10 protein-coding genes are annotated in these 12502 nt (G+C 61.1%); 4 read left to right on the top strand and 6 right to left on the bottom strand.

What is annotated here, in order from left to right; translation table 11 throughout:
• The first annotated feature begins 166 nt into the window (after positions 1-166).
• Positions 167-1099 (top strand): hypothetical protein, encoded by a 933-nt coding sequence (locus HUV48_RS03385; protein ID WP_176266341.1) that lies wholly within the window; start codon positions 167-169, stop codon positions 1097-1099.
• A 20-nt stretch (positions 1100-1119) separates the two neighbouring features.
• Entirely contained in the window at positions 1120-1683 is a 564-nt protein-coding gene (locus tag HUV48_RS03390; RefSeq protein WP_176266342.1) for a hypothetical protein, read from the top strand.
• Between the two features lie 412 nt (positions 1684-2095).
• Here HUV48_RS03390 and HUV48_RS03395 read toward each other — a convergent pair whose 3' ends face one another.
• On the bottom strand, positions 2096-2266 hold the full coding sequence (locus HUV48_RS03395) for a hypothetical protein (RefSeq protein ID WP_176266343.1): 171 nt from the start codon (positions 2264-2266) through the stop codon (positions 2096-2098).
• A 68-nt stretch (positions 2267-2334) separates the two neighbouring features.
• The gene (gene uvrA / locus HUV48_RS03400; protein WP_176266344.1) at positions 2335-5325 is read right to left on the bottom strand and encodes an excinuclease ABC subunit UvrA; all 2991 of its coding nucleotides are present in this window, start codon (positions 5323-5325) and stop codon (positions 2335-2337) included.
• A 398-nt stretch (positions 5326-5723) separates the two neighbouring features.
• On the opposite strand from uvrA, the gene HUV48_RS03405 reads away from it, so the two are divergent.
• Together HUV48_RS03405 and HUV48_RS03410 are read left to right on the top strand one after the other, a co-directional pair.
• A complete protein-coding gene (locus HUV48_RS03405) occupies positions 5724-7169 on the top strand; it encodes an outer membrane protein assembly factor BamB family protein (protein WP_176266345.1) in 1446 nt (481 codons plus the stop codon).
• Positions 7170-7371: 202 nt separating this feature from the next.
• Positions 7372-9639, top strand: a complete 2268-nt coding sequence (locus tag HUV48_RS03410; RefSeq protein ID WP_225871493.1) for a M3 family metallopeptidase — start codon at positions 7372-7374, stop codon at positions 9637-9639.
• A gap of 18 nt (positions 9640-9657) precedes the next feature.
• Here HUV48_RS03410 and HUV48_RS03415 read toward each other — a convergent pair whose 3' ends face one another.
• The 4 genes from HUV48_RS03415 to HUV48_RS03430 are packed head-to-tail and all read right to left on the bottom strand — an operon-like array spanning position 9658 to position 12495.
• Positions 9658-9948: a GCN5-related N-acetyltransferase gene (locus HUV48_RS03415; protein WP_176266346.1), complete on the bottom strand. Its 291-nt coding sequence runs from the start codon at positions 9946-9948 to the stop codon at positions 9658-9660.
• A gap of 5 nt (positions 9949-9953) precedes the next feature.
• Positions 9954-10691, bottom strand: coding sequence for an ABC transporter ATP-binding protein (locus tag HUV48_RS03420; RefSeq protein WP_176266347.1), 738 nt, complete (start codon positions 10689-10691; stop codon positions 9954-9956).
• Entirely contained in the window at positions 10688-11656 is a 969-nt protein-coding gene (locus tag HUV48_RS03425; protein ID WP_176266348.1) for a FecCD family ABC transporter permease, read from the bottom strand. The genes HUV48_RS03420 and HUV48_RS03425 overlap by 4 nt, the downstream gene beginning before the upstream one ends.
• Positions 11653-12495 (bottom strand): ABC transporter substrate-binding protein, encoded by an 843-nt coding sequence (locus HUV48_RS03430; protein ID WP_176266689.1) that lies wholly within the window; start codon positions 12493-12495, stop codon positions 11653-11655. Before HUV48_RS03430 ends, HUV48_RS03425 begins: the two co-directional genes overlap by 4 nt.
• Positions 12496-12502: the final 7 nt, after the last annotated feature.

The raw sequence follows: 12502 nt of genomic DNA on the forward strand, positions 1-12502 counted from the left end.
GCGGATCGGTAATTTCTAGGATCGGAGTGCAACAGTTAGCGTGTTTCCTTACGAAATAAAATTTAGATGTATCGAACATACCGGTGAAAAAAGCTTCTTTCACATTGACTTGGCTCGTTAGCGCTTTTTAACTTTCCTACAACAGGAAGTTTTTGGAGAAGCAAGAATGCTCGACGCGTATGAGCGATTTGTATTAATGTACGATCTTACTCTGAGAACTGCTCGAGTTGAGACTGAAATGCCGGCGTTTCGCGAGGTAGCTGATGCTATGCTATCTAGGATTAGGGCGAAACAAGCGACTTTGGTTCTCCGACCATACTCAGGATACAGAGGGGAAGCACCTTGGCTCCGAATTAAGGATGGAAAGAAGATTGTCAGGGATGGGGAGGAATATCTAGCGTTGCTCTTTTCGGTTGGTGACCCCCGTGCTGCCAATCCTGTGTTCGAGCATGCTGACACTGCCGTTCTTCGTGAAATTGAGAAGGAAGAGCGCGAAGGAAAAGCTGTCTCTGCTCACTGCGTCATTTCCCTTGAGCCAGTTAAATTCGGACGTCATCGGGTCATCGTGGAGGACATTCGTGGCTTGGGTAAAACGCGCCTGCGGGATATACTAGGAAGTGAACTCAAGGCAGTTTCGGAGACCTACGGCTTATCGCGAACCAATAACGCTGGCGAAGAAACAGCAACATATATAATTCCGGATTTGGAAGGGTACGCCAGTGAGAAAATTGAAGCTTCGCTTAAGAGGGGAACTCTAAGCGGCGTCTGGCTTGTTGATACGAATTCTAAGGCAGTGCTTGACGAAGTACCTGAAGCAAAGATTGCCCGTCGTGAGATCAAAATCGACGTTGCAGCGGCCAGTATGATCCCCAAAATTACGGTCTGGGGTAGAGAAAGAAACTTCGATAAAATGCGACTCGTTTGGAACGATCCAGAAGGAACCGGTCGGCCAGAACGCGCTTCTGTTGACATCACTCAGCAAGACGTCGCTGAGACATCATTCGTGAAGCAGAGGAAGGTGACACTGGAAAAACCACTTGCAGAGGCGGTTGAGCAACTTCGACCCGATATGCTGACAAAGATGATAAATTTGAAGTGACTAAGATACTTCGTTCACCATTGATCTTTCTGGTCGTCTGTTATCCAGGAAGCGTTCTTATCGCATGGATCATTCCAGCACTGCTGGCGGTCGGCATTGTCGGATCAGCGTACTTCCTCGAAATTGATGTTCCGGTTACAGGCGAAGACGGCATTTTGAAAGCTGCTACCAGTCTCTTTACCGTTGCGGGTGGATTCTTCGTCGCTGCATTAACCGTCTTAATTACAAATGATCATGCGGTCCTCAATTCAACCTTTGTCGGTGAGGACAAACCGAGAGTGCGGAGTGAAACCGACCCGCTGACACGAAAAAGATTTTTATCTTTGCTTTTCGGATACCTATCGTTTGCTTCATTTTCGATAGTAGTCGCTTGTCTGGTAGCAACTGTTTATAGCGATTACTTCCTTTCGCTGCGCGAAAGCGGTTTGAAAAGTGCTGTGGCATACTTGTTAGCTTACTTTGGTACATTCACCGCATTCCAATTGTTCCTGCTTGCGCTCGTAGGGCTACATTACCTTACTGACCGACTCCATCGAAGTGATGGGCGCGCCACATTTAAGGTGACGCCCCCGAAGGCTGACTGAAGCTACTGCTCGTCACTGGACCGCGATCAGCAGACACCCTTCTTTTTCAAATACGAATAGCTACCGCAAACCAGTAAGCCGTTCAGAGCGTTCGTTGGTACTGATGCCGGGTAAAAACTACTCCGCAGCTTCCCTAATCCGCCCCAGCATCGGCCTCAGAGAATGCCCGGTATAGCTGCGTGGTTCCTGCGCGAACTGTCCTCGCGTACCCTCGGCCACGATCTCGCCGCCGCGGATGCTTCCGTCAGTGCTTAGATCGACGATATGGTCGGCGATAATGCGCCTCTCGTGCCTCTCCCCAAGTAGCTACCCCGAAATAAAGCCACATACGCGAAACCCGTCCCGGCCGGCCGCGCGTTACCGCGGCCGTGCTCGCGAACGGGCACGCTTCTATCGGAAAAGTGTCTGCTGCCTAGATGTCGTCCGCGACGTCATCCGCTGCGTCTTCGACTTCCTCGACGCAATCGGTGTCTTCAGGCAGGCAGGTTACTGCAGCGGCACCGGCGCCTGCGCCGGCGAGAGTGGCGCAACCCGTAGTTGCGAATGCTGCGAGGATGGTTGCGGCTATGCCGATCTTTCTCATATGCTTTCTCCACTAGTTGACCCTGAATCAATTGGCCGGAGAAACAGTCGTTCCGAGATTGACAAAGGTTACTCGGCCGCCTCCTGTGCCTTCTCCGCCTGCCGTTCGAGCATCGGCTTCAGATACTGGCCGGTATAGCTGCGGGGTTCCTGCGCGACCTGTTCCGGCGTGCCCTCGGCCACGATCTCGCCGCCGCGGACGCCTCCGTCCGGGCCAAGATCGAGGATATGGTCGGCGGTCTTGATCACGTCGAGATTGTGCTCGATCACCACCACGCTGTTCCCCTGGTCCACCAGCCGGTGCAGCACTTCCAGCAGCTTTCGCACATCCTCGAAATGCAGGCCGGTCGTCGGCTCGTCGAGGATATAGAGCGTCTGCCCGGTCGAACGCTTCGCCAGTTCCTTCGCCAGCTTCACCCGCTGCGCCTCCCCGCCCGACAGCGTGGTCGCCTGCTGGCCGACCTTGACGTAGCCGAGGCCGACCTCGACCAGCATCGCCATCTTGCCCGCGATCGGGGGGACGGCCTTGAAGAACTCTTCCGCATCCTCGATCGTCATGTCGAGCACGTCGGCGATGGAGAGGCCCTTGAAGCGCACCTCCAGCGTCTCGCGGTTGTAGCGCTTGCCGCCGCATTCCTCGCAGGTGACGTAGACGTCGGGGAGGAAATGCATCTCGATCTTGATGAGGCCGTCGCCCTGGCACGCCTCGCACCGGCCGCCCTTGACGTTGAAGCTGAAGCGGCCCGGCTTGTAGCCGCGCGCCTGCGCTTCGGGGAGGCCGGCGAACCAGTCGCGGATCTGGGTGAAGGCGCCGGTGTAGGTGGCCGGGTTGGAGCGCGGGGTGCGGCCGATGGGGGACTGGTCGATCTCGATGACCTTGTCGCAATATTCGAGGCCGGTGACCTTGTCGTGCGCGCCCGCGATGACCCGCGCGCCGTTCAATGTGCGGGCGGCGGCGGCGTAGAGCGTGTCGATGGTGAAGCTCGACTTGCCCGACCCCGATACGCCGGTGATGCAGGTGAAGGTACCGAGCGGCAGGCTGGCGGTGACATTATCCAGGTTGTTCGCCCGCGCGCCGTGGACGGTAAGCTGGTGCCCGTTGCCCTTGCGCCGCTCGGCCGGAACCGCGATCTCGCGCCGGCCGGTAAGGTAGTCGGCGGTAAGGCTCTTCTTGGAGCGCAGCACCTGCTTGAGCGTGCCCTGCGCGACGATCTCGCCCCCGCGCACGCCCGCGCCGGGGCCGAGGTCGACCACGTAGTCCGCCTGCCGGATCGCGTCCTCGTCATGCTCGACCACGATGACCGTGTTGCCGAGGTCGCGCAGGCGTTTGAGCGTTTCGAGCAGCCGGTCGTTGTCGCGCTGGTGCAGCCCGATGCTGGGCTCGTCGAGCACGTAGAGCACGCCCGACAGCCCGCTGCCGATCTGGCTGGCGAGGCGGATGCGCTGGCTCTCCCCACCGCTGAGCGTTCCGGAGGTCCGGTCGAGGTTGAGGTAGTCGAGGCCCACGTTGTCGAGGAAGCCCAGCCGCTCGTTGATTTCCTTGAGGATCGCGCGGGCGATCTGCTGCTGCTGCTCGGTCAGATGCTCGTCCAGGCCGAGGAACCATGCCTTGGCGTCCGAGACGCTCATTTTGGTCGGCGTGGCGATGTCGGTCGCGCCGGAAGGACCCGGGATCTTCACCGCCAGCGCCTTTTCGTTGAGGCGCTTGCCGCCGCAGGTCTCGCACGGCTGCGCGGTCTGGAACTTGGCCAGCTCCTCGCGCATCCACGCGCTCTCGGTCTGCAGCATCCGGCGGTTGAGGTTGCCGATGACGCCCTCGAACGCTTTGTTGACCGTATACTGCTTGCGCCCGTCCTTGAAGGTCAGCGGCACGCGCTTGCCCTTGGTGCCGAAGAGGATCACGTCGCGGTGCTCTTCGCTGAGGTCTTCCCACGGCGTGGTCAGGTCGAAGCCGTATTCCTTGGCGAGGCTGCCCAGCACCTGCATGTAATAAGGCGACGGTGGGTTCGACTTGGCCCACGGCACGACCGCGCCCTTCTTGAGCGACAGCGCCTCGTTCGGAACGACAAGCTGCGGGTCGAACAGTTGCTTCTCGCCGATGCCGTCGCAGGTCGGGCACGCCCCCTGCGGCGCGTTGAACGAGAACAGGCGCGGTTCGACTTCCTCGATCGTGAAGCCCGACACAGGGCAGGAGAAACGCTCCGAAAACACGATGCGGTTGTCGGGCAGGCCTGCACCTTTCATCGCGCCGCCCTTCCCCGAGGTATCCGTCCCGGCATCGGGACCGATCTCGGCCGGGCGCACGTCCATGCGCCCTGCCAATGCCTCGGCAACGGTCGTATCGGCAAGGTCCACATAGGCGAGCCCGTCGGCCAGCCTGAGCGCGGTTTCGAAACTGTCGGCAAGCCGCGTTTCGAGGCCTGCCTTCACCGCCAGCCGATCGACCACGACCTCGATATCGTGCTTGAACTTCTTGTCGAGCGTGGGAGCTTCCTCGATCGGGTAAAGTTCGCCGTCGATCCGCACGCGAGTGAAGCCGGCCTTCTGCCATTCGGCCAGTTCCTTGCGGTACTCGCCCTTCCGCCCGCGAACCACCGGCGCGAGCAAATAGGCGCGCGTGCCTTCCGGCAGTGCCATGACCCGGTCGACCATATTGGAGACCGTCTGCGCCTCGATCGGCAAGCCGGTCGCGGGACTGTAGGGCGTGCCGACCCGCGCCCAGAGGAGGCGCATGTAGTCGTAGATCTCAGTCACGGTCGCGACCGTGGAACGCGGGTTCCGGCTCGTCGTCTTCTGCTCGATACTAATGGCGGGCGAGAGGCCGTCGATGTGCTCGACATCGGGCTTCTGCATCATCTCGAGAAACTGGCGCGCATAGGCGCTGAGGCTCTCGACATATCGCCGCTGCCCCTCGGCATAGATCGTATCGAAGGCGAGGCTGGACTTGCCCGAACCCGAGAGCCCGGTGATGACGATCAGGCTGTCGCGCGGCAGATCGATGTCCACGCCCTTGAGATTATGCTCGCGCGCACCGCGCACCGAAATTGTGGTTAATGCCATGGGGCGAGTCTGTTCCTGAATTGTTCGCAAGCGTCAAGGCGGGGATGAGAGCCGCGCGTTAGATGGTGATTGTTAACCAAATTACGAGCGCGCTTCGGAAATCCCAAGATGCCCGTGGTATTTCAAGCACTGCCTGAACAAATTGATCGACCGCGTCGGTTCATCCTTGCGAATTCCGAATTTCCGTTGAAATGCTATTGGCTTAATCGGGTTTTCTGTCGGCACGCTTGTCGCGCCGATTTGGGGGGGTAACATGAAAATTAACGCGCTAATGATGTCGGTTTCGGGCTTGGCTTTGATACTGGTGGAGGCGGAGGTGACGGATCGTCCACCCCATCGACCGGAGGGGGCACGCCAACTTTAAATGTCACGCTTTCGCAAACTCGGCGAATGTAACCGTGGATGAGGGCGAAAGCGCGAAGTTCGGTTTTACGGCGAACTACTCGGGGAGCAGTTCCAGTCCCATCGTTGCCGATGTCGAAGTTGGCGGCCGCTGGTATGCACTTGAGGGCACGCCGGTGCAATCGGGATCAAATTACGCCGTCAATCTCGAAACCGTGCCATTTCCGGCCGGCGGGGCGACGACCAGCGAAGTCAAATTCCGCCTATGTACGACGGCGGCTTGCACAGGCGTCTATCCTGGTTCCAGCAAGACGTTCACTGTTAATCTTGATGTCAAATTGGGCGATTGGGGCATGTTCCAGCGCAATCCGGCTCACACGGGATATGTCGCGGCTCGCTACAATTACGCTAATTTTTCGAAGGCATGGGAATGGGTCGACAGCAACCCAATCACATACATCCGGCCTCCCGCGGCGACGCGCGACAGAATCCTCATAACCGCAGGCAGAGGCGGGGGGATGGCTTACGATAAAAACGGCCACCTCTATTCGTTCGATCCGCGTGGACAACTCCAGTGGTCTTTTGATTTGGGTGAGCAAGCTTACATTAGCGGCCCGTCTATCGCTAACGGCCTCGTTCATGTTACCTCGATGGTAACGTCAAGCAACAATAACCCCCAGTGGGTATTTGATGTACGAAGCGGGTCTTTTCTTAACCAAATGAAGTTTGCCTCGCAGTGGCATGACTTCAATCAACCAACCGCTGCAGATGACCAGGTCTTTGTAGCTGCAGGATATACCGGTGGCATGCTCTACGCTTATGACGCACGCCAAGGAACCTTGCTATGGGAGTTGGAAAGGGCCGGCAGCAGTTGGGCTGACGGAAAGGCGGTCGCTATAGATGATCAGAATGTATATTACCCGGCGGGCGCGGCTCTCGACATTATCGACAGAGCTACTGGTACAATCACGCAAAGTATCGCCGACCCCGAGGTCAAGGCAGGTTTTGTAAGTACGTTTTTTAGCGCTCCGGTTCTCGGCGACGATGGACTGATATTCCTGTTTTCCGGTGAGAAGCGCTTCTTAAGTTCTGCAAATATTATCGCCCTATCGCAAGAACGCGGACCGATCCTGTGGCGCAGTAATTCGCAATATACGACTGCATTCGCGTATGCGGATGATACGATCTTTGCCGTACGCAACGACGCCTTTGTGCTCGCTGCGCTGGACGCAAAGACTGGCGCTCAAAAATGGGCGACCCCCATTCCCGTTGATACCGGGCTTTATGGCGAGAGGTCGTTTCACGGGAACGTGGTCGTGACAGAAAACCTCGTGTTCGTATCCGACCACGACACAACATGGGCAATCGACCGCAAAGCAGATGGACACCCGATAGTTTGGGAAGCGCCCACCGGGGGACGATTGATAATCACGCCAAATAACCAACTACTTACTACCGGCGTAAGAGAGTTTCGAAAACTGACGGCATATAACCTACAATAATGTTCGAGTTCCGCTGAATCATCGAACACTAGTTATAAGGAAGGGGCGAGCACTTTGCGCGCCCCTTTTCGCGCCAAAGGAACGCCATAGCAGCGGCGCGGTTGATAAGCGGTGCAATCTGCGCTTCAAGCCGAGTCAATGTTTACGCTGCTACACCGGCGGCAGATTCGACTTTACAGCCACACAACGGAGCTTCTCCCGCATGATCCTTGCCAACCGTACGAAACTTCTTGCCGCCTGCGCCGCGAGCGCACTTCTCGGAGGATGCGCCACCATGGCTGAAGACCGTCCCGCAATGAACAATTCCCCGGCAGCGACCGTCGCCATCCCGCAGGGTACGGGCTATTTCGCCCAGCCGAGCGACCTGCCGTTGCAGGCCCCGGACTTCACGAAGATTTCGGACGGCGATTTCCTTCCCGCCTTCGAACAGGCGATGATGATCCACAAGGCCGAGATCGAGGCGATCAAGAACAACCCCGAAGCGCCCACTTTCGCGAACACGATCGTCGCGCTGGAAACCTCGGGCCGGATGCTGGGCCGCGTTTCGACCGTGTTCTACGCGCTCACCGGTGCGAACACGAACGACACGCTCGACGCAATCGATGCGGAAATCGGTCCGAGGCTGAGCGCCCATTACGACAGCTTCAGCCTTGATCCGGTCCTCTTCGACCGGGTGAAGGCGGTTTACGACAACCGCGCGGCAATGAGCATGACGCCCGAAGACGCGACGCTGCTCGAGGAAACCTATCAGGACTTCGTCCACGCCGGCGCCATGCTGACCGAGGCCCAAAAGGAAGAGGTCAAGGCGATCAACACGCGTCTGTCCGAGACGACGACCGAGTTTTCGCAGAAGGTTCGCGATGCGACCAACGAGAACGCGCTGGTCGTGGACACGCGCGAGGAACTGGCGGGGCTCTCCGATGACGAGATCGACGCGGCCGCGAAACTGGCGGCGGAACGCGGCATGGAAGGCAAGTTCGCCATCGCGCTACAGAACACGACCCAGCAACCTTCGCTCCCCAGTCTCGAGAACCGCGACGTGCGCGAGCGGCTGTTCAAGCTGTCCTACAACCGGGCGGTCATGGGCGACGACAACGACACCCGCACCCTGCTTGCCGAGATCGCGACCCTGCGTGCGCGCAAGGCTGCGCTGTTCGGCGAGCCCGACTGGGCCAGCTACGTCATGTACGACCGGATGGCGGAAAACCCGCGGACCGCGCTCGGCTTCATGGAGCAGATGGTCCCCGCCCTCGCCGCGACGCAGCGGCGCGAAGCTGCGCTGCTCAACCAGCAGATCGAAGCGGGCGGCGAAGATTTCGAAGTGAAGCCGTGGGACTGGTACCGCTATGCCGAGCAGGTCCGGAAGGCGCGCTACGACCTCGACGAAAACGCGGTGAAGCCGTATTTCGAACTCACCAGCGTGCTTGAGGATGGCGTGTTCTACGCCGCGAACAAGCTCTACGGCCTGACGTTCGAGAAGCGCACCGATCTGCCGGTCTATCACCCAACGGTGACCACCTACACGGTGCGCGATGCCGACGGGAGCGAGCTCGGCATCTTCTATTTCGATCCGTTCCAACGCCCGTCCAAGCGCGGCGGCGCGTGGATGAGCAACTTCGTCGACCAGAGCCATCTCTACGGTACGAAGCCGGTCATCTACAACGTGCTGAACATTCCGCAGGCGGCGGAAGGCCAGCCGCAGCTCGTCAGCTTCGACAACGTCAATACGATCTTCCACGAATTCGGCCACGCGCTGCACGGCTTCTTCGCCGATCAGCGATACGCCTCGCTTTCGGGCACGGCGACCGCACGCGATTTCGTCGAATATCCGAGCCAGGTGAACGAGCTGTGGGCAACCTACCCTGAAGTGCTGCGCAACTACGCCAAGCACTACCAGACGGGCGAGACGATCCCGGCCGAACTGATCGAGAAGATCGAGGCGGCGGCGAAGTTCAATCAGGGCTACGACTTCGGCGAAGTGGTGGAAGCGGCGCTGCTCGACATGAAATGGCACTCCCTGTCGCCGGAAGAAGCGGCGCGGATCACCACACCGGCGCAGGTCGATGCCTATGAGCGCAGTTCGCTCGAAGACCTCGGTCTGGAAATCGATCTGGTGCCGCCGCGTTACCGGAGCAGCTATTTCAACCACATCTTCTCTAACCCGGCAGGCTATTCGGCGGGCTACTACAGCTATCTGTGGACCGAGATGCTCGACCGCGACAGCCGCAAGTGGTTCCTCGAAAACGGCGGCCTCACCCGCGCGAACGGCGACCATTACCGCGAGACCGTGCTGAGCCGCGGCGGGACGATGGACTATTTCGAAATGTTCGAGAACTTCGCCGGACGTCAGCCCGACGTGCAGCCGATGCTCGAAGCGCGCGGGCTCGTACCGGGCGGTGAAGGCGAAGCGGAAGACATTTCGGACGGCGAGCTTCCGGCTGGCGCGACCGGTATCGACCCGGTCGAGTAAGCGTATACGGGGGCGGCCCTAAAGCTGCCCCCGCCATTCGAGCGACTTGCGATTGAGCGCGGCGAGATCTTCGTTGCCTTTAATCGCCGCCTTGCCGAGCGCGATGGCATCGCGAAGCTGCGCATCGCTGGCGTTCCGGTAGGCGGGGCTCTCGATATGATCGTACCAGCGCCCGCCGACCGCGTTGTCGAGCAGGATTCGCTGGAAACAGTGGTCGAAGCGCACCGGCCAACGGCGCCTTTTCGCGAGCGCGGGCATCGCCTCGCGCGTCAGTTGCAGCCATTCCTCAAGCAGTAATTGCCGGCTCATATCCGTCAAACGCTGAGGTCCGACACGAGTGCCTGCGCGCCCGGCTCGCCGATCCAGCGCGCCGCGACGCCCCAGACTTTCGCGATGACCTCTTCCGACAGCGCGCGCTGCGGAATGTCGTCTGCCGCGACCCGCCCCTCGTCCAGCACGATCACGCGGTCCGCGTGGTTCCTAGCCAGCGCGAGGTCGTGCAGCACGATGACGACGCCGCTGCCTCCATCCGCCTGCCGCCGCAGATGCGCAAGCAGGGTCAGCTGATGTGCGATGTCGAGTGCGGCGAGCGGCTCGTCGGCGAGAATCCATTCGGGTTCGCCCGCCAGCACCCGCGCCAGCAGCATCCGCGCCCGCTCGCCGCCCGATAACGTCAGCGCCCGCCGCCCCTCGAATGCCTCCAGATCGAGCGCCGCGATTGCCGTATCGACGGGCTCTCGCGCGCTGTCGCCATGCGGCATCCGGCCGAGTTCGACGATCGAGCGCACCGTCACGTCCCACGCAATGTCGGCGGATTGCGGCAGATAGCCGATGCGCCGCGCCCGCTGTTTCAGATGCAGCGAAACGAGGCGCTCTTCGCCGAGCATGGCCCGCCCCGTGTCCGCGCTTAGCAGACCGGCCAGTGCCATCAGCAGCGTGGACTTGCCTGCCCCGTTCGGCCCGCAAATGGCGGTGATGCCCCCGCGCTCCAGCGAGCAGCTTACGTTTGCGAGCCGGCCTATAACGGTAAGGTTCTCCGCGCGCAGGCTCATGCCCACCCCCGCCGCATCCGCACGAGCAGGTAGAGGAAGAACGGCGCGCCGAGCAGGCTGAGCGCTATGCCGAGCCTGATTTCGGTAACGAGCGGCAACACGCGCACTACGCTGTCCGCCACCAGCACTAGCAGCGCTCCGGCAAGCGCGCTCGGCACCAGCAGCTGCGACGGGCGTCCGTCGGTCAGCGGGCGCACCAGATGCGGCACGATCAGCCCCACGAAGCCAATGATGCCCGCGACAGCGACGCCAGCGCCGACCGTCAGCCCGACCCCGCCGATCAGCAGCCAGAGCAGCGCGCGCGGATCGATGCCGAGCGAGCGTGCAACCTCCTCGCCGAGGATCAGCGCGTCGAGCGCTTTTCCGGCGACGATCAACAGGACGATACCGACGAGCGTCAGCGGCGCGGCAATGATGACTTCCTGCCAGCTCCGGTCGGTCAGCGCGCCGTTCAGCCACAGCACGATCGTGCTCATGGCGAAGGCATTGGGGGCGAGGCTGATCATCAGCGCAGTGAGTGCGCCCGCAAGGCTCGCCACCATAAGCCCCGCCAGCGTGAACAGCGCGATGCCGCGGCCGAGGCCCGACGCGCTGCGCCCGGCGATCGCGGCAAGCAGCGCCATCGCTCCGCCCGCGCCCACCAGCGCAAACAGCGGCAGCACGAAGGCGTTTGCGGTCAGGCCGAACCAAATTGCGGTCACTGCGCCCAGTGCCGCGCCCGGCGCGATGCCGAACAGCCCCGGATCGGCCAGCGGGTTCCTCAGATAACCTTGCATTGCCGCACCCGCCGCGCCGAGGCCCGCTCCAACGATCAACGCCAGCACGCTCCGCGGCAGGCGAATCTCGGCCAGGATCAACGCCGCGTTCGGAGTCGAGGCCGGGTCGATCCAGACCTTCCCCGCCAGCAGCGACAGCGGGAACGCGACCACGAGCAGCAACCCGAAAATGAGGGCGGCGCGGTTCATGCGCCGCGCTCCGCCAGCAGTTCGCCGCGGATCGTCTTCAGCCGCTCTAGCGCTGCCGGAATGGTTGGGCCGCCGCAATAGAGGAGCGACGGATCGAAACGCGCACGTCTCGTATTCGGCAGCTTGTCCAGCACCGGATGCTCCTGCCCCGTTTCCTCGCCTGCAATCAGCAGCAGATCGGGCGGATCGGCGAGCACTTCTTCGAGGCTCAAATAATCCGCCTGCCCCAACCCCCTCGCGGCCGCATGGTTTTCGAACCCGGCGATGGTCAGCAGCTCGCTGACGAGCGCTTCTTCTCCCGGCACGATGCCGCCCGGTTGCCAGAGAACGGCGCTTGGTTTTTTCGCACCGGCGGGCGGCGCCGCGTCCTCGACCGCGCGTTCGATCCTGCCAGCGAGCCGTTCCGCAGCCGACGCGTTTCCGGTGACTTCGCCCACGCGCCGGACCTGCTCCACGCTTCTCCCGACAGTCCGGGCGATGCCGAAAGTCTCGACCCGCATTCCGAGCCGCTCGAGCGCCGCCTGCGTGGCGGGGGCGATGAAGCTGCCTGCCACGACAAGATCGGGCGACAACGCCACCACTTCCTCGGCCGTCCCGCCCGTGACGTCAAAGCGCCGTGCCACCGATTGGGGGATCGAGGACGAAGCCGCGTCGCGGCTGTAATGCGACAGCGCCGCAATCTGCGCCGGGTCGGCGGTTTCGAGCAGCATCGCGTCGAGGCAGGGATTGAGGCTGACGATTGCACTTGGCTTTTCAAGCATGACGGAAGGTGGCGGCGCCGAAGCCGAACTGCAGCCGGTCAGCGCCATGAGCGCAAGGACCGCCGAGAGCGTTCGCATCACCGCC

This window comes from Qipengyuania atrilutea (assembly GCF_013370205.1).
In the GTDB taxonomy this organism is placed as follows: domain Bacteria; phylum Pseudomonadota; class Alphaproteobacteria; order Sphingomonadales; family Sphingomonadaceae; genus Actirhodobacter; species Actirhodobacter atriluteus.